This window comes from Curvibacter sp. GW821-FHT01G03, from assembly GCF_059422285.1.
Map to the genome: position 1 here is coordinate 176,515 of NZ_JBWKWP010000010.1, position 23,432 is coordinate 199,946.

Consider the following 23,432-nt stretch of genomic DNA (forward strand, 5'->3'; position numbering starts at 1 on the left):
AGTTGAAGAGAAAGACGTCACGCGGGGAAAGACAAGAAATCGTTTGGGACACATCACGCTGCCAGGGCGTGGGCCTGCTGGGGCTGCCACCACAGGCTCACTGCCTGGCCCAGTTGCACCGGCTGCTCCGCAAAGCGGGCCTCGGGCACCATCACGGTGACGCCGGTGGGGCCTTGCTGGTCAATGGCCTCGACGCCCAGCAGCACATGGCTGCCCTGGTACTCGACATCGGTCACCGTGCCGCCCAGGCTGGGGCAGGCCTCGGCCGGGGTGCCCAGTTGCAGGTGGTCGTTGCGCACGGCGGTCAGGCCCTGCGGCAGGCGCAACACGTTGTGCCCGCCCATGAAACGGGCAACAAACTCGTTGACCGGGCGGTTGTAGATCTGGTGTGGCGAGCCCACCTGCTCGATCACGCCGTGATTCATCACCACCATGGTGTCGGCCAGGGCCATGGCCTCTTCCTGCGAGTGGGTGACATGGACGAAGGTCAGGCCCAGCTCCTGCTGCCAGCGCCGCAGCTCGGCCCGCATCTGGATGCGCAAGAACGGATCAAGCGCCGACAGCGGCTCGTCCAGCAGCAAGACCTTGGGGTGATTCATCAGCGCCCGCGCCAGCGCCACGCGCTGTTGCTGGCCACCCGACAGCTCGGCCGGCAAGCGCTGCGCCAGGTGGCCCATGGCCACCCGCTCCAGCAGGGCCTGGGCCTGCTGCCGGCGCTCGGCCTGGGGCACGCCCTTCATCTTCAGGCTGAAGGCCACGTTGTCGAGCGCCGTCAGGTGCGGAAACAGCGCAAAACTCTGAAACATCATGGCCGTGCCCCGGGCCGCGGCTGGCAGGTCGGTGATGTTGCGCGAGCCCATCAGGATGTCGCCGCTGCTGACCGACTCATGCCCCGCAATCATGCGCAAGGTGGTGCTCTTGCCACAGCCCGAAGGGCCCAGCAGGCAGCAGTAGCTGCCCTCGGCAATGCGCAGGTCGATGGCGTTCACCGCCACACTGCCCCCCTCGTAGCGCTTGCTCAGTGCAATCAGTTCAATGCCGGCAGCCCGCGAGGCCAACGGGCCGGAAGAGGTCTTTGATGCGTCCATGCCCAAGACTGAGCACAGTCCATGCCAACTTTGTACACAATATTTTTTATAGATTGCACACAATTTTCACCAGGAAGGTGCACAGGGTTCGCCCATCCGTCATGCCTGGCGCGCACCAGCACCACATCGCGGTGCCCCATGCCCCAAAACAGAACGGCCCGCCAAAGTGGCGGGCCGTCCGACGACGCTTATGAGACCGACAAGGGAGTCCGCTACACAGACAACCTCGTGTCAGAACACCTTGGTGTAGCTCAGATTGCCGTTCATCAGAGAGGGGAGTGCTGCGCAGTTCGCCCCAGAAGCGTTACCGATGGCCGTGTTGCTTGCGCTGTTGATGGCGGCCGTCAGCCCGACGGAGGTGAAGTTCATGGTGATGCTGACAGCGCAGGCATTGAAGGGGTACTGCCCGGTCAGACTGGCAGTCGATCCGTTGATGGGGCCATTGAACAACTGCCAGACCGGGACGGCCGGGGGCCGGATGGTGCCGATCACACTGACAAATGCCACCGATCCGTTCGAAGGCACGGCCGTGTACTCGGTGACGATCATCTGGTTGCCAGTGGTATGGACCGACAGGTATTCATTGGGCACGGTCTGGTTCGAATAGATGCCGTCGTAGACGCCGGCCGCCATCACCGTGCTGCTCGCGAATAGTGCCAAAACAGCCAACGATTTCATGGTTACCTCTCTCCTAGAGTGTTCGAAAAATTGAATGTATCGAATTTGTATCAACCCGACAGCGCGACATGCTAATCCAAGAACAGCGGGTTCATACGGTCAAATTTCAAACTGAACGCAGGTACGTTGCAAACCAGCCTCCGTACCCAGTGGGCAGTAGTCGGCGCAGCGTGCAGTCCCGAGCGACCTCAGTCGTCTCGCGGCCCGCCCTGCCACCGCCAGGCATCGATGCACATGTCAGCCAGGCCCAGCTCCGCCTGCCAACCGAGGTGCTGACGCGCGGCCGTCACATCAGCCATCCAGCAGGCCGCATCGCCCTCACGCCGCGGTGCCCACTGGTGAGGCACGGGGTGGCCGGTGTGCTGCTCAAAGGCTTGCAGCAGTTGCAGCACCGAGAGGCCCTGGCCACGGCCCAGGTTGAGGATGCGGTGACGTTCCTGCGTGGGCGGCCCCTGTTGCAGCACCTGTCGCACGGCGGCCAGGTGGCCCAGGGCGAGGTCCATCACGTGGATGTAGTCGCGCACCCCGGTGCCATCGGGTGTGGGGTAGTCGTTGCCGAAGATGCTCAAGGGTGGGCGCTGGCCGGCGGCGGCCTGGGCCATCACCGTGAGCAGGTTCAGCGTCTGGCCGCGAGGCGCCTCGCCCAGCAGGCCGCTGGGGTGCGCCCCGACCGGGTTGAAGCAGCGCAGGCTGAGCATGCGCCAGTCAGGGTGGCTGGCGGCCACGTCGTGCAGCATCTGCTCGACCATGACCTTGCTGCGGGCCTCGGGGTTCAACGGGGCCAGGGGAGCGCTCTCGGCCAGCTGCTGCGCTGCGGGATTGCCGTAGACCGTGGATGACGAAGAGAACACCAGCCGCCGCACCCCGGCGCGCTCCATGGCCCGGATCAGCGTGACCGTGCCGCACACGTTGTTGTCATGGTAGAGCGCGGGCTGGGCCAAGCCCTCGCCCACGGCCTTGAGGCTGGCGCCATGCACCACGGCCTGGATGGGGTAGCGCGCCAACAAGGTGTCGAGCAGGGCCGCATCGCGCACATCGCCCTGAACAAACAAGGGGGCCTGGCCCGTGATGCGGGCCAGGCCCTGCAGGGTGGACTCCGGGCTGTTGGCCAGGTTGTCGAGCAGCACACAGGGCAGCCCGGCCTGGGCCAGGGCCACCGCGGTGTGGCTGCAGATGAAGCCGGTGCCGCCGGTCAGAAGAATCATGGTGGTGAGAGCTGGGACGCAAGAGGCCCTATTGTGGCGAACGCCAGCCCCATTCAAGCCGTGCCCGGGCGCTATCGCTGATAGCGGAAGGTGCCCATGGCCCGCGCGACCAGGCGCTGCGCGCGGTCACGCAGCTCGGCCTCGCAAAAGCACACCGAGCGCCCACCGCCTGTGACCTGGCCGTGGGCCTGCAACGGCGCCTCGGGGGCGGCGCTGAACACCTGGCTCAGATCGGTGATCGCCAGCAGGCGGGCCCCATCGTCGAGGCGGCTGCGGGCCGCCTGCCGAAGGGCCTGATGCAGTAAAAGGCATTGCGCCAACTCGGCGTCGGCCTGCAGGTCTGCCTGGTTGGCTGCCTCTGCGCCCATCAGCGCGGGCCTCGCGCCGTGGCTTCGGCAGCGGCCGAGAAATCGCGCGGGCCGCTCAAGGACAGCCCCCCGTCCACCGGGATGATGGCCCCGGTGATAAAGCTGCCCCAGTCGCTGGCCAGCCATTGGGCCATGCGGGCGATGTCGCTCACCTGGCCCAGGCGACGCAGGGGCACGCGCTGGGCCATCTGGGCCAGGGTGTCGGCGGTGGGGGCCAGGCGCTTGAGGCCCTCAGTGTCGGCAATCGGCCCCGGCACGATGGAATTGACGCGGATGCCCTGCGGCCCCCACTCCATGGCCAGCACCTGGGTCAGCATGTCCACCCCCGCCTTGGCGGCGCAGACATGGGCCTGGTAGGGCGTGGGCGTGAACGCCTGGCTGGCCGAGATCTGGATCACGCAGGCCCCGGGCTGGCGCAAGTGCTCGTGGGCCAGGCGGGCGACGTGAAAGCTGCCCATCAGGTCGATGTCGACCACAGTCTTGAAGGCATTGGGCGACATGTCGAGCACCCGCGCCAGAAAGTTGCCCGCAGCACCCGACACCAGCACATCGATGGGGCCAAAGCGCCCGGCCGCCGCGGCCAGGGCGGCCGCCACCGCCTCGGGCTGGCGCACGTCGGCAGCCTGGCCAAAGGCCTCAGCACCGGTGGCCTGCAAGGCCGCCACGGCGCTGCCGACCTTGTCGGCCGAGCGGCTGATCAGGCTGATGCGGGCACCGGACTCGGCAAAGGCCTGGACAATGCCGAAGTTGATGCCGGACGAACCGCCGGCCACAAACACGTGGCGGCCTTGAAAATCGAAGGGGTTGTTGCTCATGGGGATCAATCCAGTTTGAAGCCGATCTCGGCCAGCATCTTCTGATCGCGCTCGTACTGGGCGCGGGCGTAATCGGTGTATTCCTGCGGGCTGCTCAGTTGCGCCAGCATGTCGAAGGCGTCCAGCTGCTTCAGGTAGGCCGGGTCGCTGGCGGCCTTGCGGAAGGCAACGTGCAGCCGCTGCAGCACCTCGGGCGGCAGGCGCTTGGGTGCCACCAGGCCCACCGGTGAATCGATCGAGACCGGGTAGCCCAGCTCTTTGAGGGTGGGCACGTCGGGGTAGCTTTTGTGGCGCTGATCCAGAAACACGGCCAGCAGCCGGGCCCGACCGCCTTGCACCTGGGGGCCAAAGCCGGGGTCGGCGTACACATCCAGATGGCGCCCGATCAAGGCCTGAAAGGCTTCGGCCCCGCCCTTGAACGACACCATGTTGAACGAGGTGCCCGCACCGCGGGCCATGCGCTCGGCGGTGATGCGGTTGATGCTGATGGCGCCCACATTGCCCCAGCTGATCGCGCCCGGCCGGGCCTTGGCGTCGGCCATCAGGTCGTCGAAGGTTTTCCAGGGCGCATCGCGCGCCACGCACACCCCGGTGACCAGGCCGAGAAAGCCCCCGATGTAGGTGAAATCCTTGATCGGATCCCAGTTCACTCGTTGCACCAACGGGGCGCGGATGACCGAGTTGTGCATGACGGCGATCGTGTAGCCATCGCCTTCGGCGATGCGCGCCAAATTGGCCGTGCCCGCCACGCCGCCCGCGCCGGGCTGGTGCATCAGCACCACCGGCTGGCCCAGCTCACGCGAGGCGGCTTCGGCCAGCGAGCGGAACACCGGGTCGAACGAGCCCCCAGGCGGAAAAGGCAGCACCAGTTGGACGGGCTTGCTCGGAAAGCGCTCGCTGGCCCGCCCCGGCGTCGCCGTGCCCGCCAAGCCGAGCGCCGACAGGCCCGCCAGCAGGTTCACCACCCAATGGCGCCGATTGGGCCGCTGAAAATTGAGGTTCATAGATGTCTCCTGGTCTTTTGGGGGTCGAACCGAAAACGGCTCAGCGCGACGGCGCCAACTGCCACCAACACCCCGCCGTGCACCGCACCGATGACATTGCCCAGTTCTGCGCGGGCGTCGATGCTCAGCCGGGCCCGCCCGCCCTCCGAAAACTCGCGCTGCATCTGCAGCCAGGCCATGAAGGGCACCTGGCTGAAGACCTGCCGCGGATCGGTGCCGGCCACCGCCTGGAGCCCGCTCATGCCGCCAACTGCTGACGCAGCACGGTCTTCAGCACCTTGCCGGCCGCCGACAAGGGCAGCGCCGGCACATGGCTCAGGCCGCGCGGGCATTTGTAGCCCGCCAGGCGCTCATGACACCACTCGCGCAAAGCGGGCAGCGGCAGTTGCTCGGCACCCGCCCCCTCGACCAGCACCAGCACGGCATGCACCACCTCGCCCCAATGCGGGTCGGGTCGCCCGATGACGGCCGCCTGCGACACCAGCGGGTGGGTGCGCAACACGCTCTCCACCTCGGCGCAGTAGATGTTCTCGCCCCCGGAAATGATCATGTCCTTGAGGCGGTCCACGATGAACAGGTAGCCCTGCGCATCCATGCGCCCGGCGTCACCCGTGTGCAGCCAACCGTCGCGCAAGGCCTCGACGCTGGTCTCGGGTAGACGCCAGTAGCCGCGGGTGACCATGGGGCCACGCACAACGATCTGCCCCACTTGGCCCGCCGGCAGCTCGCGCCCGCCTTCATCCACGATCTGGATCTCGGCCCCCAGCCCGGCCCGGCCCACCGAATTCAAACGCCCCTGGGCCAGGGCCGCCGGGTTGCGGTGGTTGTCGGGCAGGTTGATGCAGACCGCACCCGCGGTCTCGGTCAGCCCGTAGGCCTGAAAGAACTCGGCATGGGGCCAGGCCTGCAAAGCCCGCTCCAGCAGATCGGGCGGCATGGGCGCGGCGCCAAAGGCAATCCGGTTGAGGCTGCGCACCCGCTCGGGCGCAAAGCCTGGGTCATCGAGCAGCGATTGCAGCATGGTGGGCACCACGATCACATCGCTGATGCCATGGCGCTCGACGGCCTCCAGCACCGCGCCTGGCTTGAAATGCGCCAGGGTCACGCAGGTTCCCCCCACCAGGGTCTGGCCCACCAGGCGCCCCAGCCCGGCCACATGGAACAGCGGTGCCACCAGCAGCGAGACCGACTCGGGGGCGTTGTTCAGCTCAGCGCCCCGGGTCATCGAGGCCGTCCAGAAATTGGCGTGGCTGAGCATCACACCCTTGGATCGGCCCGTGGTGCCCCCGGTGTAAAGAATGGCGGCCAGGGTGTCGCCGCCCGCGCGCACGTCGGGCAGCGCCTGCACGTGTTGGGCCTCGTGGGCCAGTTGCTCAAAATCGATCATGGGCAGGGCCAGATCACGCACCCCGCCCGCCAAGGCCTGGTCCACCACCAACAGGCTGGCGCCGCTGTCACTGACGGCATAGGCCAGCTCGGGCGCACTCCAGCGCACGTTCAGGGGGCAGGCCACGGCGCCCAGCCACCAGCAGGCGAACAGCGCCCGCACCAAGCGGTCGTGGTTGGGGGCCAGCAGGGCCACGCGGTCGCCGGGCCCCACGCCACGGGCCTGCAGCGCCGCCGCATGCCGGGCAATGTCGCCCAGCAACTCAGCAAAGGAATGGTCTCGAACATCGCCGTCGCCGACATGGCGCAAAGCGGGCTTGTCGGGGTGTCGCTGCAGTGAACGGTGCAGGCCTTGGGTCAGGTACACGGGGGTCGCTACTCAGGTGAAAGGTCGATCGGAGGGTTCGAGTGCCAAGCGTAGGGCGCCCGGCCCGCCCCCGCCAATGGCTGGATTGACCAATGCACTTGGCGAAAAACGACACGCCCCCCATTTGCTCCTGCGGCTCGTGCGGCTCGTGCGGCCCCTGCAACCCTTGACCCGAGACTGGCGCAGCTAGCGCCCCTAGAGACGCCTCAGCCCGACACCCAGCGCAGCACCACCGGGATCAGCGTGGCGCCAAGAATGCCGTGCAGGCCCATGCCCAGGCTGGCGTAGGTGCCGGCGGCCGGGTGCACGCTGAAGGCCCGTGAGGTACCGATGCCATGGGCGGCCACCCCCAGTGCAAAACCGCGCTGCCACCACGCCGTGACACGGCAGGCATTGAGCACATAGCGCCCAAGCACCGCGCCCAGGATGCCGGTGCTGACCGCAAACACCGCCGTCAAGGTGGGCGAGGCCCCGATGCGCTCGGCCATGCCCATCGCAATCGGGGCGGTGACCGATTTGGCGAACATGGCGCGCACCAGGGTGGCATCGGCATGGAACAGGGTGAGCACGCCTACCGCGACCACGATCGAACACACTCCGCCAGCGGCCAGCGCCAGCAGCAGCACCCCGAAGCGCCCACGCAAGGACGCCCAACTTTTGTAGATCGGGATCGCCAGCGACACCGTGGCCGTGCCCAGCAGAAAGTGAACAAACTGGGCCCCCTCGAAGTAGCGTGCGTAGGGCATGTCGGCCAGGTACAGGCCCAGGGCCACCACCAGCAGGGCCAGCAGCACCGGATTGGCCAAGGGGTTGCGCCGGCTGCGCTCGTAGCAGAACAACCCCAAGGCATAGGCCCCCAGGGTGAGCAGCAGCGCAAACAGCGGGCTGCCCGCCAGGTACACCCAGATTTCGTGGATGGGGGGCAGATCAGGGCGCATGCTCGTCCTCCGGGCTGGGGCGGGCCGCCCACTTGAGGACCAGCGCCGTCACCGCGATGGTGGCCGACACACTCAAGACCAGGGCCAGGCCCAGGGCCAGCGCGTTGGCCCCCAGCAAGGGCAGGTACATGATCACGCCCACCGAGGCCGGGATGAACAGCAGGCCCAGGTGTTGCAGGATGCCGCTGCCCACCAGGTCGATGCTGGCAGGCACCGTGCCGCGCACCCCCAGGTACGCCAGCAGCAGCACCAGGCCCAGCACCGGCCCGGGAATGAAGGGCAGTGCAAAGCGACTGCACAACTCGCCCAAGGCCTGAAAGGCCAGCAATTGCAGAAAACCATGGATCACGGGGGCTCCTTGTCGGATGGGCTGACAACGCCTTTATAACGCCGCAACCCCGTGGGCCGACACCCGCACCCCGAGGCTGGTCAAACCCCGACCCGGTGCTTGCGGCCAGGCCCCCTGCCCTGTGCTCAATCCTCCGCCACGGCCACCATCACTGAATAGGCCTTGAACACCGCGGTGGCGGCCTGGCCCACCTCCAGGGCCAGGGCGTCCACCGCGTCGTTGGTGACGCTGGCGGTCAGGTGCATGCCACCGGGCAGGGTCACCACCACCAGCGAGGACACGGCGCCGCGCTCTACCCGCGACAGGGTGCCAGCAAACTGATTGCGGGCCGACAGAGCGTAGCCGCCAAAGTCGGTCACCAGCACCAGGGCCGACGACTTGATCATCACGATGGCGGCCTTGCCCAGCGCCAGCTTGAGGCGCTCGGCCGCCTTGCTGGTCAGGGTGGCCACCACCTCATGGCCGCCAGCGATCTGCACACAGACCTGGGTGGTGACGGGGCCGCTCTCAATGGCCGTGATGCTGCCGGCGAACTGGTTGCGTGCGGTGGTCTTCATGGAAACGCTCCTTAAAAGCCCGGCGAGTGCCGGTTGCTGGGTGAGCCAGGCCTCTTGCTGGCGCAAGAAGGCGGCTTGTTGGGTTTGCAGATGGCGCCAGGCGGCCAGCAGGCCCAGCGAGGCCGGTGTGAGCCGGGTGCCGCCACCGCCGCGCCCGCCCACCACGCGCTCCACCAGGGGTTCGTGCGCCAGCTTGGCCGCACTCTCCAGAATCAGCCAGGCGCCTTTGTAGGTGTAGCCCGCGGCGCGGGCCGCGCGGTTGATCGAGCCGGTGGCGTGCAGGGCCTCAAGCAACTCGAAAAAGCGCCCGTCAAGGCGCCCAGCCAGCCTCAGGTCGCCACTGAGCAGGGTCGAGTCAGCCATGCGCTCTTTCGGTTGCCGCGCAGGCCCAGGGCGCCAGGTGTGGCAAGCAAGCAAGGGCAGCAAGGGTCAGGGGCATGGGGTGGCAGGCAAGGCCCGCGAGGGCGCATTGCAAAATCGGCTGGTGTGGCAAAGCAATCACTGGGCCAGGCCTTGTTGTCGCATTTCCGACATGAACAGGCCCAACGCCGCGCGTGCCTGGGCAGGCTCATGCGCGGCGGGCTTGAGCAGCAACAGATGCGGGCCCAGCAAAGCCTGCAGGCGCTGAACCTGGGCCAGGCAATGGGCCGGGTCACCGATCACGGCATTGGCCAGGATCACCTCGTCAGGCGCATCGGGCTCGAACATGGGCGGGCGCTTGCCCGGCGCAAACTGCACGCCCATCTCCAGCGGATAGGCGCGCACCCCGGCCAGGCCGTGCGCCAGGGCCTGGCCATGGTCGGGCTCACAATGAAAGAAGCGCGCGATCGCAAAACGCAAGCCTCCCTGCCGGGCCCGCTGTGCCTGCACCACCTGGGCCACCTGCGCCAGATCGGACGAAGGCGTGGCCATCAGGCCGTCGCCGTTCGCGGCGGCCAGCGCACACGAGTCGGGGCTGAGGCTGGCCAGCCACACTGGCACCGTGCGCTGCAGCGGTTTGGGCTCGAGCCGCAGGTTGCTGACCTGGTAGAAGCGGCCCGCAAAATCAACGCCCCCATCGCTGTCGCCATCGCCCTGAACCGGGGCCCACAAGCGCCGGATCAGCGCCAGCGCCTCATGCAGATGGGCCCGTGCCTCATCGGCCGAGGCCAGGCCCACCTGGCGGTACTGCTCCGGAAACGGCCCCCCTCGCCCCACGCCGAACTCGATGCGGCCCTGGCTCAGCAAATCCAGCGTGGCCACCTGCTCGGCGATGCGCACCGGGTCGTTCAGGGGCAACAGGGCCGCCCCGGTGCCCAGGCGAATCCGCGTGGTCAGCGCCGCGACGTGGCCCAGCAACACCGTGAGAGCGCTGCCAATCGCAAATCCGTTGTGGTGGTGCTCGGCCAGCCACACCGATTCGTAGCCCTGAGCCTCGGCCGCCACGGCCGTGCGCACCAGCTCGAGCAAGGCGCCGGCCGGGTCGTGGTGCGGGTCTTCCACGTTGAGGAACACGCCCAGGCGGGTGAGCCCCGGCGCGGGCGACAAAGACGACATTTGCGACAAAGACGACACAGGCGGGCTTTCTGACAAAGGCCTCGGCACAGCGGGCCCCTGCAGGGCGCGGCGCGAAGAGGAATCAAGACCAGGGTTGAAGGGCGCAGCGCAAGAACCGCGCCGCTCAGCCCCCCCGAGGCGAGGCGTTGAGAAACCAGCTGCGCACCGTGTCGTAGGGGTAGCGGCTGAGGCCTGCGTACCGGGCCTGGGGCGCCAGCAAGTGCACCGACAGGGGCTCGGCCCAATTCCAATAGTCGGCCTGCAGGGCGGGCGCCAGGCCCGCATCGTCCATGGCGTGCCAAAGCTGCACCAGCCACAGCTCGCGGCCCGGTGGGTCCAGCAACAAGGGCAGGCCATAGCCGGCTTGCAGCCGACTATGGCGCTGGCTGTAATACAGCGGCCCGCCGCAAGACTCGACCACAAAATCGGCCACACGCTGCGCCACGCAATCAAAACAGGGCCCAGCCTGGGCAAACAGCGGGGTGCTGCGCAGGCGCGCCATGTGCAAGGCCACCAGCCTGCGCAGCCCCTCTTCGTTGCACAAGGCCAACAGCCGGTGCGGCGGCTGGGGCAGTTGCGGCAGGCGCTGGTGCAACGAGCCTGCCGGCTGGACCGGCTCGCCCTGCCAGCCCCCGCCATCGCCACCGTCGCCGGCAGTGCCTCCCGCCCCCCGTGGCCAGATCAGGGTCTGGTAGCAGGCCCGCGAGCACGGGATGTAGCGCGCGCTGGGCCCCTCGGCAGCCCTGCCGGGGGCTGCTGGCAGACCGGTGCGTTGATGTTGCGTGGGGCCGGGTCGAGGTGCAGTGGTGTTCATGGCGTGTCGGCTTTGTCAGGGTTGGCACAGGGCTTGTCGTGTTTATGTAGCGAGCTACATAGGTCGACAAAGCATTGCAAGCTGCGTGCCCGGCTCCAGCGACTGGAGTGCCAACACAGCCTCACGGCGCAACCCCGTGGCCGTCGCCGTGACCTCGATAGGGAGGGCCTGATAGCATGGCCAAAACCTATCAGGAGTGACCTTGAAATGGGCAACCGTTCCAGGCCTGCAGGGCGTGCGGACAGGTGTGGAGGCAGGTTTCAGCGGAGCAACTCAAGAGGCTTTTGGAGCGGAGTGGGAAGTGCCGTGCTGAGTGATCGGAATGGGCTCGCACTTGGGCGGATTGCCTCCCGAAAACCTTGGCGGGGGGGCGGAATCCGGCCAGAAACGAGACTTCGTAATCAGCCGATAAATCTCGGAAGCAGTTATTCGTGATTTCCGTGAAAGTAGACAGGTATGAATATTCAGGTACGTCCGTTGGATGCTTCAGATGCAGAGGATTTTTCAGCACTGCGTCGGGCTGTTACCGCAGACAATCCCTTGCCGATGGGCTTGACCCTAGAAGAGGAGTTGACTCGCCCCCTTCAAGGATTTCGGGATCAACTGTCGGCTCCCGCACCGAACGCCGCATTCGGAGTTCTCGTAGATGGGCGACTGCGCGCTTGTGCCGCTCTTGCTTGGACAAGCAAATTTTCTTCCTCAACACACAAAGCGGTTCTATGGGGATGTTTCGTTGACCCTGCTTTCCGTGGCTATGGGCTCGGCAGGCAGGTCGTCAACCGGGCTCTTGATCATGCCCGCCAGAACTTACTACGGCGGGTCAACTTGTCCGTATTCGTGCCCAACCAAGCCGCCGTGACTCTTTACGAGTCTCTCGGCTTTCAGCGCTATGGGCTCGAACCAGAGGCAGTTTTTCTTGACGGTAACTACTATGACAGTCAACACATGACGCTTGTGGTCTCAGTCTGAAGACGGCCAGAAATTGCCACTCAAAGTTTCCCCAAGGACCTAGATGGACAGTTTGATTTTGAGGCGCTTGCTCACCCCTGAAGACCTGGCGCAACATATTTCTCGGCACGTACAACTGGACGGCGCCGTACTGCTGTCAGCTACTGCCAGAGAAGTCGATGCCCCTGGTTACCTCTCGGACTTGGTTGGAGTGACGCTGAAGTGGAATCGCAGTGTTGATGCGCCGACTCATGCTGTATTAAAGGTGTCTCATGCGGGATTCGGGCAACCGGAGTTGCCGTTTTACGAGAATGTGGCGAAACGCTTGAACTCCACCGCCGTGCCCCATTTTTATGGCGGTGGAATTGACGAACAGACGGGACGAACGTGGCTGCTGTTGGAGGATCTGTCTATTTCGCATGAGCGTCCCAGTGACGCCCCATTGCCTCCGCGCTTCGCACGGAGCGTTCAAATAGTGGAAGCATTGGCGCGGTTTCACGCTGCCGGATGGCACAAGAATGACTGGCACGACATCGGCCCCACCATGTGGACCCGGCTTCGATCGTCAGATTGGCTTGAGGGCGGATGCAATCATTTGTTCGCCCAAGTTGGCGACGCAGCAGACCAGCGAACGCGGGACGCATATGCCCGATTTCAACTCGGCTTTTCTACTCTCATAGAGAGAGCAGAGCGCCTTAGGGGTAGAACGCTCATTCATGGGGATGCCCACGTCTGGAACTGGATGCTGCCGCGAGAAGGCCGAGATGGCGAACCAAAGCTCATCGACTGGGATGGCTGGCATCTTGGTGTTGGCGCCTGGGACCTTGCGTACATGATGGCCGTGCAGTGGGATCGCTCAGTACGCCTGCGCTTCGAGATTCAGCTACTGGACCGCTACCACGAGACTCTCGCCGCGTCGGGCGTGACTGGCTATTCGCGTGAGTCGCTTCAAAACGACTATCGTCTGGCAGTTCTCCTGCATATGCGTACGCCCATTGCGCGATTCGTCAGAAAAATGTCCGCGTATGTATGGTGGCCGCAAATCATCCGCATTCAAGACGCAGTGGAAGATCTTCAATGCCTAGATTTGTTGGCCTGATGACGACACAACGACCGATTTCAGCAAGATCGAGCGGCGGCAGATCAGCCCAGAGCGGGATCTCTGTGTCACTGAATTCAACGCCGGCCAGATGCCGTCAAATCTGAAACGGCGCCATCGCTCGCTCCCCGTTGCCCCCCTCATGCCGTTGACGCGGCAGTAAACACATTGAAACCTTGACGAGAAGCGAGGTCCAATGGCGTGTCCACAAAGAGGCCTTTTGCAGCGGTGTCAGCACCGGCATTCAAAGGCGCCTCCAGCGACACCAAGCGATCTTCCGGCTCAGAAGCCAGGTGGCGGGCGGTCTTGATCACAGAAACACCCCAGTCAAATCGACCCAAGCACCCCTGCCCTACTCCGGCCCAAAACAAAGCCCTTGATCCGCACACACCGCACAGCTGGGTGCCCGGCAGATGAACAGCTCGTGGCGCAGGCAGAGCTGCTTGTAGAAGAACTTCTTCCACTTCATGTTCTGGTGGTTGAGCGCGGCCAAGGTGGGGAACCAGGTGGTAATCAAGGCCGAGAGTTCGGCCCGTGAGGGCAATGCCAGGTCTTGCCACAGGTGGTTGTTGCCCAGGCAGGCGCAGGCGATGCCGTGGGCCACGGCCTCGCGTTCGGCCGGGGTGCCGGCGGGCAGGGCCATGTGCTCGCGCAGCAGGTCCAGCAGGTCGTCGACCTCGTCCTGCCGGGGCTCCGGTCGGTGGGCCTGTGCCAAGGCGGGCCAATCCAGACCCAGATGCCGGTCGGCGCCCGGGAACCAGCGCTGCAGTGCCAGCCGGGTGGGCTCTGCGCCCAGGCCGCTGAGGGGCAGCCAGGCCAGGCCATGGGCCTGCCAGGCCTGTTCCAGCACGCCGGCCAGGGCCAGGGCGGCGGGCTCCAGCGGGTCGGTATCGGCGAACGACAGCAATAAGGTGCGGTAGGTGTCCATGGGCAGACCCGCCGGGTTCACGCCGGGGCGGCGGCGTGGGTGTAGCACTTCTTGGGGCAGATCTTGGCGCAGGCGGTGCAGCCGATGCACAGCTCCTGATGGGCGATGGTCATGACCTTTTTCTCGTACTCATCGTCTTCGTCGTCGTCATCGCCGGCCAGGTGGATGCGTTCGCCGTCTTCGTCCAGGCCCACCAGCTCCAGCACGCCGCGCGGGCAAACGCGAAAGCAGCGCCCGCAGCCGATGCACTTGGCTTCGTCGAGGCTGGCCACGAAGGTCGGGGTCCATTGCGCGCCGCTGGGCAGCGTGACCTGAAAGTGTTCGCTCATGGTGGGCTCCGGGCAGGGTCAGGAGGTGGCCTGGGCCGCCTCGCGGCGGGCGTCCATCAGGTCGGCGTGGGCGCGGTGGCAGCGCTGGGCCACGTCCAGGATGCGTTCCCAGCCGGTGGGCAGGTCTTCGGACAGATCGTGCAGATCCATCTTGGCCTGGGTGGCCTGGGCGTTGAGCTTCTTGATGCGCGCTTTGAGCTCGTCGGCGCGGGGGTCGGGCGTGGTCATGGTCAAAACGTCTGAAGGGGGGGTTGCGGCGTCAGGCCCCGTACTGGGCCACGGCCGGGTAGGTGCGGATCATGGTGATGGCCTCATCGAGAAACTTGCCGCCGGCCTCGGCCAGCTTGGCCAGCGACGGAAAGCCGAAGCGATGCACATCGCGCAGTTGTTTGTTGACCACCACCAGGCGGCCGGCCAGCAGCACCATGCGGCCAAAGCCCTCGTGGCTCATCTTCATCATGGGCGACACCATCTGGCCGGTCTCGCGTTCGATGGCCACGGCGATCGCGTTGTAGAAGATGTCGAGCCGCCACAGGATTTCGGGATCGGGGTCGCCCAGGATGGGCAGGGCCCGGCGCTCTTCGGGGGTGAGGATGTAGGGGCGCAGCAGTTGCAGGTCGGTCTTGCCGTCCCAGGCGCCATGGGTGTCCTGGGCGCGCAGCTGCTTGATCAGCTGCTGCACAAAGGGCTGGGCCAGAAAGGCCGTGTCGTCGGCCCCGGCGGGCAGTTCAGCGGGCGCAGCAGCGTCAAGGGCAGGGGGGGTGGTAAGGGTGGCTTCAGCCATGTTGGACCTCGTCGAGTTCGTCATCAAAATCGTGGGCGCGAGGCTGATCTTTGGTCATGGCCTTGCGCAGCCAGGGGGGCGGTGTGCCCTTGAGCACGCCTTGCAGCTTGAGCAGAATCTCGTCGATCACCTCGGGCTGGGGCACCTTGATCGGGTGGATCTTCAGGGCCACCACCCGCGCCGCGCCCGAACCACCGATGGCGGCCACGTACAGGATGGCGCAGTCTTTGATGGCTTCAAGCTTGGGGGCCAGCTTGTCTTCGTCACCGTCTTCCTCAAGCTTGCCGTCGAAGTCGAAGGCCTCGACAAAGCGCGAGCCCTCGGGCGTCACGTCGTAGCAGAGAATGCTTTTGGCCCAGCCGAAGTGGGCGTCCACGCGGACCTTGTCCTGGGTGGCGAAGGCGACTTTCATGGGGAACTCCTGTTCTTCAGAGAGGGGCATTGAATGGGGCTCAGAAGCTGCAAGCCTGGGCCGGTGGTGCCGCCTGATGCGCTTCAAGCGCCATCGAGGCAGGGGAAACGGGGCTGGCCGAGGGGCGGCTGGCCGCGCGCTGGGCCTCGGGGCTCAGGGGCCAGTCGCCCGTGTGGTGGTGCGGCAGGTGCTCGATCATGAGGTTGGCGATCTCAAAGATCAGGTTCATGGTGCCGCGGTAGCCCACCATGCGCCGGTGCGAGTTGCCCACCCGATCGAACATCGGAAAGCCCACGCGCCACAGCGGCTTGCCCAGGTGCTCGGCCGCCTGGCGCCCGTGCGAATGGGTGATCAGCACATCGCAATCGACGGCCATGCGCTCCAGGTCTTCCAGGTCGCCCAGCAGCACTTCGGCGGCCGGCAACAGGGCGTGGGCAGGCGATGCGGTGGTGCTGATGCACACGCTCAGCTCGGCGCCCATCTCGTGCAGCAAGGCGCCCACGGCCAGCAGCAGGTCAGGCTCGGCCGCCAGGGCCACCTTGATGCCACCGGTGTAGAAGTGCCCGTCGAGCATGGCGTCAAGCAACTGGCTGCGCTGGCGGCGCAGCCGGGCCGGCACGGGCTGGCCCGACACCTGCGACAGGCGCAGCAGCAGGCGGTCGTTGGGCTCCAGCCCGGTCAGGCGCTCGAACACCTCAAAAGGCGTGCCGGCGATGGCCTGCAGGGCCTGGGCCGCCTGCCGGGTTTGCTCGCCCACCCCCAGGGTGAAGGCCGAGGCCCCTGTGGCGCGAATGTCCTCCAGGCTGGTGCCGCCCAGGGTGGTGCCGCGCCAGTCGGGGGCGATGTGGCCGTCCAGCGAGCCCGACAGATCGGGCAGCACCACCGGCTGCAGACCAAAGGCCTCGATGATCTCGCGCAGCTCGTCGATGTCGCCGGGTGAGAGGTGGCTGCCAGGCAACAGCGTCACCTGCCGGGGCCGCACCGGCAAGGGCTTGACCAGTTGCTGCACCAGGCCGGTCAGGGCGAGGCGGTAGCCGTCTTCAAAGGCGCCCACGTAGTCGGGGGTGGAGACGTAGACGATCTCGGTGTCGGCCAGTTCGGGATGGCGCTGGCGTGCGGTGACCAGAAAGCCCTCCACATCGTCGCCCTTGGTCTCGGTCAGGCCGGTGGAGCAGATGGCGATCAGCCGCGGTGCGGCGCGCTTGCGGATGTTGAGCAAGGCCGTGACCAGGTTGTCGTAGCCCCCCATGATGGTGGTCACCTCGTTCATGGCCGTGGTCTGCAGTGGAATGGCCTCTTTGAAGTGGCGCACCAGCAGCACCAGGCCGAACGAGGTGCAGCCCTGCGAGCCATGCATCACCGGCATGCAGTCGGCCAGGCCCAGAAAGGCCAGGCTGGCCCCCAGGGGCTGGCTCATCTTGAGCGGGTTGACGGTGCAGGCTTTCTTCGACTCGACGACCTTGGCCATGGTGGGGCTCTCCGGCTGGGTGGATGGGGTGGGCTGGCGGGCAGAAAAGCAGGCAGGCGTGGCAGGGCTCAGACCGGAATCTCTTCGGCGCTGAGGCCCAGAGACTGGGCCGCCACGTCGCTCAGGTACTGGTGCGCTGCCATGGGCATGGGTTCGGGTGTGGGGCTGGGCAAGGTTGCCGCGCTTGCGGGGGGCGCATCCGGGCCGGCAGCGCTGGCCGGCACCGCGCCCAGGGTTTCGCCGTCGTCACCCCAGGGTGCCGGGATGCGCACCTGCTGCCACACCGGGTTGAACAGGGCCCGGTCGATCTCGTGCACCAGTTCCACCATGCCCTCGTAGCCGCCATAGGGGTGGTGGCGCTCCTGGTTGATGTCGAGCCAGGGCATGCGCGCCTTCAGGGCGACAAACTGCGAGCGCCCGCCCGACAGCATGATGTCGGCCCGCGCCTCGCGCAGCATCTTGTACATCTCGCGCGGGGTCATGTCGTCGATCATGTGGGCGTCGTCGCCCATGATCTCCTTGATCTTTTCCTTGTCTTCGCGGGTGCTCTTCTTGACGCTGGTGCCCACGATCTCAAGCCCTGCTTCTTGCAGGGCCGACACCACCGACCAGGACTTGACGCCGCCGGTGATCAGCAGCACCCGCTTGCCGCTCAGGCGGGCCTTGTAGCTGGCAATGCGCTTCCAGGCCCGGGCCTCTTCCACCTCGATCAGGCGCTCGGTGCGCTCCAGCAGCTCGGCATCGGCGCCCTGGCGCACCAGCAGCGTGGCGATCTGGCGCAGGGTGTCGCTCATGTCGCTGATGCCGTAGAACGAACCCTCGAAGTACGGAATGCCGTAGCGCTGCTCCATGCGGGTGGCCACATTGATCATCGACTTGGAGCACACCATCATGTTGACCTTGGCGCGGTGTGCACTGGCGATCTCGTTGTAGCGGCCATCGCCCGAGATGCACGACAGCACCCGGATGCCCAAGGCCTCCAGCAGTGGCCGGGTCTGCCACAGCTCGCCCACCAGGTTGTATTCACCGATGATGTTGATGTCCAGCGGGGTGGTGTACTCGGGCTCCCGGGTGCCGATCACGTAGTCGAGCAATGCCTCGGCACCCAGCTTGTTGCCCAGGTTCTTGGGGCCGGCAAAGCCCGGCGCGTTGACCGGGATCACCGGTTTGCCAAACTTGGCGCTGGCGCGCTGGCACACGGCCTCGATGTCGTCGCCGATCAGGGCCGTCACACAGGTCTGGTACACAAACACCGCCGGCGGGTCGAACTTCTCGATGATCTCGCGCACACTGCGGAACAGGCGTTTTTCGCCGCCATAGATCACATCGAGCTCATGGATGTCGGTGGTGAAACCGGTGCGGTAGATCTGCGAGCCCGACGAGGCCGAATGCCGGTTGTCCCACGAGTTGCCCTCGCAGGCGATCGGGCCATGCACCAGGTGGGCCACGTCGGCAATCGGCTGCAACGCGATCTTGGCGCCATCAAACGCACAGCCACCGGCGGCGGCACCGGGCGACAGCTGCTTGGTGCAGCCTTTCTTGCGCTCTTTCTCAGTCTTGCCCTGGTTCTTGTCGCAACCGGGCTCTTCGAACACTTCGGCAATTTTCGCTTTGAGCGAGACGGACATGGGGCACTCCTGACAGCGGTGGGGTGGGTAAGCCCTCTTTGCAGTTTTGGTGCCAGCGACAAAGCGCACAAAACGGCATTGCCCACCCCCCCGGTACAACGCCCGGTCGCACCTGGCCCACTGCGGCGTGAAGCGTTTGACGCAATTGAAGGGTTTGCGACACAGCGCCCTGCCGCCCACCACCACCGCCCTAGAATGGCCGCCTGCAGCAGGCCCGCCCTGCCCTGCCCGCCACCAGGGCCCTGCCCACCCAACCCTCCAACTCAACCAAACCAGACCTCAGCCGTTCATGCCTGCCACCGAACTCACCGTGACCCCCGCCGGCCAAGTGGCCGGCAAACACCTGCTGATCCCCAGCGGCCCCGAGGGCACCTTTTACCCCCACATCCAGGACTGGGTCACCGCCCAGCGCAAGTCCGGCAAAGTGGTTCGCGACGTGAGCTCCGAGGTGCTGGTGAAAGGCATCAAGCAGTGGGCCGCCTACGAGCACAAGGCCGGCGGCAAGATGGTGCGGACGGTGTTCAAGATCACTTGAGGGGGCTCTGGGGCGATTTGTTCGCCCCACTTCACCTCAAAGCGCCGCAGCACGCCTGCCATCAAGGCAGCCGGCAAGGCATGGCCAGCTTTCGTTTAGGATGAAATCAAGACAAACGACCCTGTCAACTGGGGGCCGAAGACCCCACCGGAGGACCTTGATCATGGCAAAGACCCACCTGAAACGTTGCCTGGCCATCGCATGCATGGCGGCCTCACTGGGGCCCTCTGTGTCACCGGCCTTTCAGGTTCTGCCTCGCATCAGCGACGTTGACCGAAAGCTCTCCAGCCTGGGCAGCAACCAGATCATCGACGGTCTGGGGCAATGGTTGGTTGGCAACGCGCTTCCTTTGATCAAAAGCCCGGTGCATGAAGCCATCACCCTCAACGCCCTTGACTGCACGGTTCAGCCAGGCGCTGAAAAAGACTGCCTGACCACCGAAGCGGTCCGGGCCCACCAGGTGCTTTTGTACGGCGTACGCTGGCCCGACGATCCACCGTTCGCGCTGAACCGCGCGTCGCCGCCGCGCATTGCAGACTGTGACCCCAGTGTCACGCTGCGCTCAACTGCCCAGCCCAAGTGCTGGAAGGGCCTGTTTTCCGATGCCGACAAGACCGCCAAGCAGCGCATGGCCAGCCGGCCCGGCGAACCTGCTTTCGGCCCAGGCGACTACTTGTTGTACCGATCCCATTTTGGTGACCTGCAGTTCTTCCATTCGATGGCCGCGCACGACGGAGAGACTGCCGCCGAGACCCAGCAACGCATGCGCATGTGGGCACAGTTCCTCTGGGGGGTGGCGACCCAGACAATTCCAACCGATCAATTCATCCGAACCCTCGGCATGGCCCCGCTGGCGCTCTATTTTCCTGGCGACATGACGGCCACCAATCTGATGGCAACCGGCATCGTCGAGGTCCGCAAAGACCTCGACCAAGTGGCTCTGGGTGTTCTGCTGCACATGCTCCAGGACAGCTTTTCACAGGCCCACGCCGGACGGGCCCCTGAGAGCGGGGCCGCATGCGAAGGGATGGCGCGGTTTGCACAGCCCGGCAAGATCCGCCAGTTCTACAGTTACGCGGGACAGGTGGGCAGCCTGCACGACCACGAGGACACCTTCAAGGCGCTGGGCCTGCAAACCCTGCAGGTCAGCCCCAGCGTCGTCGATGCCAGCCGAGCCTTGCTGACCTTGTGGAAGGAAAAGGCAGCTTGGCACGAGGCAGAGAAATACTTCGATTGCGCCTTCGCGCTGGAAGCACCCGATGCTCCGGCGGGACCCGGCCCCTTCACAAATTGAGGCCACGTTGCTGGCCTGTGTGAGGTCCTGAAGACCCATGACGGCCACGCGGTCAAGGCTCGACAGAAGTTCAGCGCTGCGAAACGTTGGGCCTGCTTCTGTCTTTCACTTGTCCATCACCCCTCCACCGGCAAAGGCAGACCTGCCTTCTGCAGATCCACCCAGCGCTGCAGCTCCAGCACGTGGGCGCTTTCTTCGTCGACAAACTCGCGCGCCAGGGTGCGGATTTCGGGGTCGGTGGTGCCGTCAAGCACCTGCTGGTAGAAGTCACGGCCCGAGGTTTCGGCTTGCAGGGCCACCTGCAGCGCCTGCTCCGGGCCCAGTTGGGGGTCGGCGGCCCAGATGGCGGCGGCCTCGGGGCTTTCGAGGTCGGGCCAGCTGAAATCCTCGGCTTTCAGCGCGGGCAACTGGCGGTAGGCGGCGCGGGCACGGGCGTCTTGCAGGTGCAGCAGCGAGTAGTCGGCCAGGCGCCTGAACAGGCGGGCCACCGCGCGGTTGCCCGCGCTCTGCATGGCGTCGGCCAGTTCGCCAAAGCGGCGGGCGGCCTCGCTCTCCAGTTGGATGGAATGGGCCAGAAAGGTTTCGATGTCGTAGTGCATGGTGATGGTCTGCGTTGGCGGTGATGGTCAGCGATGGGCAGCGATGGGCATGTGGGCGCATCAGCGCCACGGTGGGGGCGGCGATGGCCCGGACGCCTGCCTGAAGGGCACTTGCAACAGGATCTGCCGCAGGCGGGCCAGTTGTGCCTGCCGCCAGGTCAGGTCATGCCCCGGGTCGGCCTGCGCGCCGGGCACCGACACGGCAAGCAGCGCGGCCTGCATGCGCAGCCACCAGCGGGCCTGCACGAAGCCGGGGCGCCCAACAGTGGCCTCGTACTCCAGCTGGCAGAGGTGCAACAAGGTGCCCAGCGTCTGCGGCTGATCCGGGCAACCCAGCTCCAGCAGCAGTTGCAGCACGGCCTCGGGATCGCCGTCGGCCAGATGCAGCAAGCGATCGCGGTGTCGCATCAATTGGCGGCACAGCACCAGCCTCGCTTCGGGCAGTTGACAGCGTTCGCTCAGGGCGGCCAGCACGGCCAGGGCCGTCTCACCGGGACGGATCGGCCGCAGCCGGTCCACCGCCCGATCGAGACACCGGTCGCCTTCCGCCGGCATCCCGCCGATGCGGTGCAACAGCCCGGCCAGGCGGTGCTCCAGTGGGGCACCGCTGGCGGCCAACCGGTCCAGCACCCGCAGTTGGACCTCGGCCGCATGCGGGGCGACCAAGGACGGCGTTGCATCGGACGCAGCCCCCACCGGCAGGGCTTGGGCATAGAGCTGGTCGAGTTCGGGCAAGAAGCGCTTCAGGCCGCCGCAGGCGCGCAGCGCCTCGAAGAAGCCCCTTGGGTACGGCGCCATCAAGGCCCGGCAAAGGCTCTGGCCGCGCTGCTCAGGGCGCAGGCGCTCGATGCGGTCCATCTGGACCAGGCAGCTCATCCAGGCCAGGTCCTGCGCGTCCAGGCCGGCGGCCTGGCTCTGCGCGGCCGCCAGCGAAAGGCGGATCAAGTCTTGGCCGGTGCCGCTCATGGTGTGCTCACAGCTTCATGTCGAACCACACCGGATGACGCTGCCGCAGCTGGTGCAACATGTCCAGCGTGGCAGGCACCAGGGCCTTCAGGGCGTACCAGACGGCCTCGCGGCGCGCGCTGCCCGGCTGCTCCAGCAGGGTCTGCAACACGCCCCAGCCGTGCCAGTCCAGTTGCGGCAGGTTCAACTGCAGGGCCTCGGGCAGGTGCGACAGGGTCTGGGCCATGATCAGCAGCTGCTGCTCCACCTCGGCCAGGGTGTTGGGGCTGGCAAACAGTTCATCCTCATCCTGCAACTCGCGCAGCAGCAGGGCCAGGGTGCGGCCACCCGACTGCAGGATGGCCAGTTGCATCAGCGCCAGCACGGCCTGCCCCTATTGGTTGTCGGCCAGCACTTCGAGTGCCACCAACTGCTGATACAGGGCGCGCCGGGCGTGCCAGTGCGCAGGCCCCACCAGGGCTGGGTCGGCGCCCTCGAAGGCGTGCAGGGCCTGCTCGTCGCTCCAGTAGACCGTGGTGCGGCCCGGGCGGGCGGCCAGTGCGGCCTCCAACGCCTGGCGCAGGCTCACGGGTTCAGCTTGCAGCATGCCGCGCCCCAGCAGGTGGTCGGCTCGGTACAGCGGGGCGTCATAGCCATGGTGCTGCCCCAGCGCGCACAGGGCCGGAAAGCGCGCCTCGGCCTCAGGGCCGGGGGGCAGATCGGCCAGCAGCTCCAGCCATTCGCGGGCGCTCTGCCGGTCGTAGATCTCCCAGGGCTGCAGGGCATCGGTGGCGGCCACCTTGCGGGCCAGGTCGGCCTCATCGTAGGCAAACCAGGCACGGGGTTCAATGCGAGGTTCGGTGCGAGGTTCAGACCGGGCCTGCACGGGGGTACCCGCCGGGGCCGATGCGGCGGCCAGCGATCCGGTCGACGCGTCGGCGGGGCGTTCCAGGATGTAGATCATGACGGGCTTCACTCCACCCCATCGGCCTCGGCCTTGGCCCACAGGGCCCGCCGGATGCGCTGGTTGATGCTCGAAGGGCTGGCGTCGAACTGGCGCTGCGCCTGCGTCATGGCGCCCTGGGCCGTGGCGGCTTCGCTGAGCGTGAGCGGCAGCCGGCCGGCCACATAGGCCGCATCGGGCATGACGCGGGCAATGGCCTGGCGGTTGGGGTGCTCACTCAAGGGCACCAGCACGGTGGTCTCGGGCACACCGCCCAGACACAGCTGCCCGTCGATGACCTCGACGCGGCGCCCGTCCAGGGTGGTCTTCACATGGGTGATGGGGGCATTCATGGCGATGACTCCTCTGCGCGAAGGGACAACGGTCCGGGCTCGGCCAGTGGGCACCGGCCCTG

General features: G+C 66.3%; 30 protein-coding genes. 4 read left to right on the forward strand and 26 right to left on the reverse strand.

Annotated elements, in window-relative coordinates; all coding sequences use genetic code 11:
* Positions 1-53: 53 nt before the first annotated feature.
* The 13 genes from AC07VS_RS16450 to AC07VS_RS16510 all read right to left on the reverse strand — a co-directional run bounded on the left by AC07VS_RS16450 (position 54) and on the right by AC07VS_RS16510 (position 11,105).
* Positions 54-1,088, reverse strand: coding sequence for an ABC transporter ATP-binding protein (locus AC07VS_RS16450; protein WP_492345828.1), 1,035 nt, complete (start codon positions 1,086-1,088; stop codon positions 54-56).
* A 231-nt stretch (positions 1,089-1,319) separates the two neighbouring features.
* Complete coding sequence (locus AC07VS_RS16455) at positions 1,320-1,766, reverse strand: hypothetical protein (RefSeq protein WP_494751489.1); 447 nt, start codon at positions 1,764-1,766, stop codon at positions 1,320-1,322.
* 188 nt (positions 1,767-1,954) lie between these two features.
* Positions 1,955-2,971, reverse strand: a complete 1,017-nt coding sequence (gene galE / locus AC07VS_RS16460) for a UDP-glucose 4-epimerase GalE (RefSeq protein ID WP_494751490.1) — start codon at positions 2,969-2,971, stop codon at positions 1,955-1,957.
* 71 nt (positions 2,972-3,042) lie between these two features.
* Complete coding sequence (locus tag AC07VS_RS16465; protein ID WP_494751491.1) at positions 3,043-3,339, reverse strand: PaaI family thioesterase; 297 nt, start codon at positions 3,337-3,339, stop codon at positions 3,043-3,045.
* Positions 3,339-4,154 carry an SDR family oxidoreductase gene (locus AC07VS_RS16470; RefSeq protein WP_494751492.1) on the reverse strand — a complete coding sequence of 272 codons (816 nt, stop codon included), beginning with the start codon at positions 4,152-4,154 and terminating at the stop codon, positions 3,339-3,341. Before AC07VS_RS16470 ends, AC07VS_RS16465 begins: the two co-directional genes overlap by 1 nt.
* A gap of 5 nt (positions 4,155-4,159) precedes the next feature.
* Positions 4,160-5,158: a tripartite tricarboxylate transporter substrate binding protein gene (locus AC07VS_RS16475; protein ID WP_492345842.1), complete on the reverse strand. Its 999-nt coding sequence runs from the start codon at positions 5,156-5,158 to the stop codon at positions 4,160-4,162.
* Positions 5,155-5,400 (reverse strand): hypothetical protein, encoded by a 246-nt coding sequence (locus AC07VS_RS16480; RefSeq protein ID WP_494751493.1) that lies wholly within the window; start codon positions 5,398-5,400, stop codon positions 5,155-5,157. The genes AC07VS_RS16475 and AC07VS_RS16480 overlap by 4 nt, the downstream gene beginning before the upstream one ends.
* Positions 5,397-6,911, reverse strand: a complete 1,515-nt coding sequence (locus AC07VS_RS16485) for a class I adenylate-forming enzyme family protein (RefSeq protein ID WP_494751494.1) — start codon at positions 6,909-6,911, stop codon at positions 5,397-5,399. Before AC07VS_RS16485 ends, AC07VS_RS16480 begins: the two co-directional genes overlap by 4 nt.
* Positions 6,912-7,117: 206 nt before the next feature.
* Positions 7,118-7,849: an LrgB family protein gene (locus tag AC07VS_RS16490; RefSeq protein ID WP_492345845.1), complete on the reverse strand. Its 732-nt coding sequence runs from the start codon at positions 7,847-7,849 to the stop codon at positions 7,118-7,120.
* Positions 7,839-8,198, reverse strand: a complete 360-nt coding sequence (locus tag AC07VS_RS16495; RefSeq protein WP_492345846.1) for a CidA/LrgA family protein — start codon at positions 8,196-8,198, stop codon at positions 7,839-7,841. Before AC07VS_RS16495 ends, AC07VS_RS16490 begins: the two co-directional genes overlap by 11 nt.
* Before the next feature lie 125 nt (positions 8,199-8,323).
* Positions 8,324-9,118 carry a TOBE domain-containing protein gene (locus AC07VS_RS16500; RefSeq protein ID WP_492345847.1) on the reverse strand — a complete coding sequence of 265 codons (795 nt, stop codon included), beginning with the start codon at positions 9,116-9,118 and terminating at the stop codon, positions 8,324-8,326.
* Between the two features lie 135 nt (positions 9,119-9,253).
* The gene (locus AC07VS_RS16505; RefSeq protein WP_494657694.1) at positions 9,254-10,291 is read right to left on the reverse strand and encodes an LLM class flavin-dependent oxidoreductase; all 1,038 of its coding nucleotides are present in this window, start codon (positions 10,289-10,291) and stop codon (positions 9,254-9,256) included.
* Positions 10,292-10,415: 124 nt separating this feature from the next.
* Positions 10,416-11,105, reverse strand: coding sequence for a globin family protein (locus AC07VS_RS16510; protein WP_494751495.1), 690 nt, complete (start codon positions 11,103-11,105; stop codon positions 10,416-10,418).
* 456 nt (positions 11,106-11,561) lie between these two features.
* On the opposite strand from AC07VS_RS16510, the gene AC07VS_RS16515 reads away from it, so the two are divergent.
* On the forward strand, positions 11,562-12,074 hold the full coding sequence (locus tag AC07VS_RS16515; RefSeq protein WP_494751496.1) for a GNAT family N-acetyltransferase: 513 nt from the start codon (positions 11,562-11,564) through the stop codon (positions 12,072-12,074).
* 43 nt (positions 12,075-12,117) lie between these two features.
* A complete protein-coding gene (locus AC07VS_RS16520; RefSeq protein ID WP_494751497.1) occupies positions 12,118-13,152 on the forward strand; it encodes an aminoglycoside phosphotransferase family protein in 1,035 nt (344 codons plus the stop codon).
* Positions 13,153-13,292: 140 nt separating this feature from the next.
* On the opposite strand, the gene AC07VS_RS16525 is transcribed toward AC07VS_RS16520, so the two are convergent.
* The 8 genes from AC07VS_RS16525 to nifE all read right to left on the reverse strand — a co-directional run bounded on the left by AC07VS_RS16525 (position 13,293) and on the right by nifE (position 18,701).
* On the reverse strand, positions 13,293-13,466 hold the full coding sequence (locus AC07VS_RS16525; RefSeq protein ID WP_494751498.1) for a hypothetical protein: 174 nt from the start codon (positions 13,464-13,466) through the stop codon (positions 13,293-13,295).
* Positions 13,467-13,504: 38 nt separating this feature from the next.
* Positions 13,505-14,080, reverse strand: a complete 576-nt coding sequence (locus AC07VS_RS16530) for a nitrogen fixation protein NifQ (protein ID WP_494658672.1) — start codon at positions 14,078-14,080, stop codon at positions 13,505-13,507.
* Positions 14,081-14,097: 17 nt separating this feature from the next.
* A complete protein-coding gene (gene fdxB, locus AC07VS_RS16535) occupies positions 14,098-14,409 on the reverse strand; it encodes a ferredoxin III, nif-specific (protein WP_492345852.1) in 312 nt (103 codons plus the stop codon).
* 18 nt (positions 14,410-14,427) lie between these two features.
* On the reverse strand, positions 14,428-14,637 hold the full coding sequence (locus AC07VS_RS16540) for a CCE_0567 family metalloprotein (RefSeq protein WP_492345853.1): 210 nt from the start codon (positions 14,635-14,637) through the stop codon (positions 14,428-14,430).
* Positions 14,638-14,668: 31 nt separating this feature from the next.
* The gene (locus tag AC07VS_RS16545) at positions 14,669-15,193 is read right to left on the reverse strand and encodes a NifX-associated nitrogen fixation protein (protein WP_494658673.1); all 525 of its coding nucleotides are present in this window, start codon (positions 15,191-15,193) and stop codon (positions 14,669-14,671) included.
* Positions 15,186-15,605 carry a nitrogen fixation protein NifX gene (gene nifX, locus AC07VS_RS16550; RefSeq protein ID WP_492345855.1) on the reverse strand — a complete coding sequence of 140 codons (420 nt, stop codon included), beginning with the start codon at positions 15,603-15,605 and terminating at the stop codon, positions 15,186-15,188. The genes AC07VS_RS16545 and nifX overlap by 8 nt, the downstream gene beginning before the upstream one ends.
* 40 nt (positions 15,606-15,645) lie before the next feature.
* On the reverse strand, positions 15,646-17,073 hold the full coding sequence (nifN, locus tag AC07VS_RS16555) for a nitrogenase iron-molybdenum cofactor biosynthesis protein NifN (protein ID WP_494751499.1): 1,428 nt from the start codon (positions 17,071-17,073) through the stop codon (positions 15,646-15,648).
* Between the two features lie 68 nt (positions 17,074-17,141).
* Positions 17,142-18,701, reverse strand: coding sequence for a nitrogenase iron-molybdenum cofactor biosynthesis protein NifE (gene nifE / locus AC07VS_RS16560; protein ID WP_494751500.1), 1,560 nt, complete (start codon positions 18,699-18,701; stop codon positions 17,142-17,144).
* A 289-nt stretch (positions 18,702-18,990) separates the two neighbouring features.
* Between nifE and AC07VS_RS16565 the strand changes: the two genes are divergently transcribed.
* Positions 18,991-19,236, forward strand: coding sequence for a hypothetical protein (locus tag AC07VS_RS16565; protein WP_494751501.1), 246 nt, complete (start codon positions 18,991-18,993; stop codon positions 19,234-19,236).
* A 364-nt stretch (positions 19,237-19,600) separates the two neighbouring features.
* Positions 19,601-20,530 carry a hypothetical protein gene (locus AC07VS_RS16570; RefSeq protein ID WP_494751502.1) on the forward strand — a complete coding sequence of 310 codons (930 nt, stop codon included), beginning with the start codon at positions 19,601-19,603 and terminating at the stop codon, positions 20,528-20,530.
* Between the two features lie 116 nt (positions 20,531-20,646).
* On the opposite strand, the gene AC07VS_RS16575 is transcribed toward AC07VS_RS16570, so the two are convergent.
* Genes AC07VS_RS16575 through AC07VS_RS16595 form a run of 5 tightly spaced genes read right to left on the reverse strand, consistent with a single transcriptional unit; the run spans position 20,647 to position 23,370 of the window.
* A complete protein-coding gene (locus AC07VS_RS16575; RefSeq protein WP_492345860.1) occupies positions 20,647-21,129 on the reverse strand; it encodes a ferritin-like domain-containing protein in 483 nt (160 codons plus the stop codon).
* 60 nt (positions 21,130-21,189) lie between these two features.
* The gene (locus tag AC07VS_RS16580) at positions 21,190-22,095 is read right to left on the reverse strand and encodes a hypothetical protein (protein WP_494751503.1); all 906 of its coding nucleotides are present in this window, start codon (positions 22,093-22,095) and stop codon (positions 21,190-21,192) included.
* Positions 22,096-22,102: 7 nt separating this feature from the next.
* Complete coding sequence (locus tag AC07VS_RS16585) at positions 22,103-22,459, reverse strand: hypothetical protein (protein ID WP_492345862.1); 357 nt, start codon at positions 22,457-22,459, stop codon at positions 22,103-22,105.
* A gap of 9 nt (positions 22,460-22,468) precedes the next feature.
* Positions 22,469-23,038 (reverse strand): hypothetical protein, encoded by a 570-nt coding sequence (locus AC07VS_RS16590; RefSeq protein WP_492345863.1) that lies wholly within the window; start codon positions 23,036-23,038, stop codon positions 22,469-22,471.
* 8 nt (positions 23,039-23,046) lie between these two features.
* Positions 23,047-23,370, reverse strand: coding sequence for a hypothetical protein (locus tag AC07VS_RS16595; protein WP_494751504.1), 324 nt, complete (start codon positions 23,368-23,370; stop codon positions 23,047-23,049).
* Positions 23,371-23,432: the final 62 nt, after the last annotated feature.

Coding starts and splice junctions, on each gene's coding strand:
- AC07VS_RS16480 (WP_494751493.1), bottom strand. CDS start 5,400: ATGAGCGGGCTCCAGGCGGTGGCCGGCACCGATCCGCGGCAGGTCTTC.
- AC07VS_RS16505 (WP_494657694.1), bottom strand. CDS start 10,291: ATGTCGTCTTTGTCGCCCGCGCCGGGGCTCACCCGCCTGGGCGTGTTC.
- AC07VS_RS16515 (WP_494751496.1), top strand. CDS start 11,562: ATGAATATTCAGGTACGTCCGTTGGATGCTTCAGATGCAGAGGATTTT.
- AC07VS_RS16530 (WP_494658672.1), bottom strand. CDS start 14,080: ATGGACACCTACCGCACCTTATTGCTGTCGTTCGCCGATACCGACCCG.
- AC07VS_RS16490 (WP_492345845.1), bottom strand. CDS start 7,849: ATGCGCCCTGATCTGCCCCCCATCCACGAAATCTGGGTGTACCTGGCG.
- galE (WP_494751490.1), bottom strand. CDS start 2,971: ATGATTCTTCTGACCGGCGGCACCGGCTTCATCTGCAGCCACACCGCG.
- AC07VS_RS16520 (WP_494751497.1), top strand. CDS start 12,118: ATGGACAGTTTGATTTTGAGGCGCTTGCTCACCCCTGAAGACCTGGCG.
- fdxB (WP_492345852.1), bottom strand. CDS start 14,409: ATGAGCGAACACTTTCAGGTCACGCTGCCCAGCGGCGCGCAATGGACC.
- AC07VS_RS16450 (WP_492345828.1), bottom strand. CDS start 1,088: ATGGACGCATCAAAGACCTCTTCCGGCCCGTTGGCCTCGCGGGCTGCC.
- AC07VS_RS16580 (WP_494751503.1), bottom strand. CDS start 22,095: ATGAGCGGCACCGGCCAAGACTTGATCCGCCTTTCGCTGGCGGCCGCG.
- AC07VS_RS16475 (WP_492345842.1), bottom strand. CDS start 5,158: ATGAACCTCAATTTTCAGCGGCCCAATCGGCGCCATTGGGTGGTGAAC.
- AC07VS_RS16540 (WP_492345853.1), bottom strand. CDS start 14,637: ATGACCACGCCCGACCCCCGCGCCGACGAGCTCAAAGCGCGCATCAAG.
- nifN (WP_494751499.1), bottom strand. CDS start 17,073: ATGGCCAAGGTCGTCGAGTCGAAGAAAGCCTGCACCGTCAACCCGCTC.
- AC07VS_RS16465 (WP_494751491.1), bottom strand. CDS start 3,339: ATGGGCGCAGAGGCAGCCAACCAGGCAGACCTGCAGGCCGACGCCGAG.
- AC07VS_RS16455 (WP_494751489.1), bottom strand. CDS start 1,766: ATGAAATCGTTGGCTGTTTTGGCACTATTCGCGAGCAGCACGGTGATG.
- AC07VS_RS16510 (WP_494751495.1), bottom strand. CDS start 11,105: ATGAACACCACTGCACCTCGACCCGGCCCCACGCAACATCAACGCACC.
- AC07VS_RS16500 (WP_492345847.1), bottom strand. CDS start 9,118: ATGGCTGACTCGACCCTGCTCAGTGGCGACCTGAGGCTGGCTGGGCGC.
- AC07VS_RS16545 (WP_494658673.1), bottom strand. CDS start 15,193: ATGGCTGAAGCCACCCTTACCACCCCCCCTGCCCTTGACGCTGCTGCG.
- AC07VS_RS16565 (WP_494751501.1), top strand. CDS start 18,991: ATGCCTGCCACCGAACTCACCGTGACCCCCGCCGGCCAAGTGGCCGGC.
- AC07VS_RS16590 (WP_492345863.1), bottom strand. CDS start 23,038: ATGATCTACATCCTGGAACGCCCCGCCGACGCGTCGACCGGATCGCTG.
- AC07VS_RS16470 (WP_494751492.1), bottom strand. CDS start 4,154: ATGAGCAACAACCCCTTCGATTTTCAAGGCCGCCACGTGTTTGTGGCC.
- nifE (WP_494751500.1), bottom strand. CDS start 18,701: ATGTCCGTCTCGCTCAAAGCGAAAATTGCCGAAGTGTTCGAAGAGCCC.
- AC07VS_RS16595 (WP_494751504.1), bottom strand. CDS start 23,370: ATGAATGCCCCCATCACCCATGTGAAGACCACCCTGGACGGGCGCCGC.
- nifX (WP_492345855.1), bottom strand. CDS start 15,605: ATGAAAGTCGCCTTCGCCACCCAGGACAAGGTCCGCGTGGACGCCCAC.
- AC07VS_RS16575 (WP_492345860.1), bottom strand. CDS start 21,129: ATGCACTACGACATCGAAACCTTTCTGGCCCATTCCATCCAACTGGAG.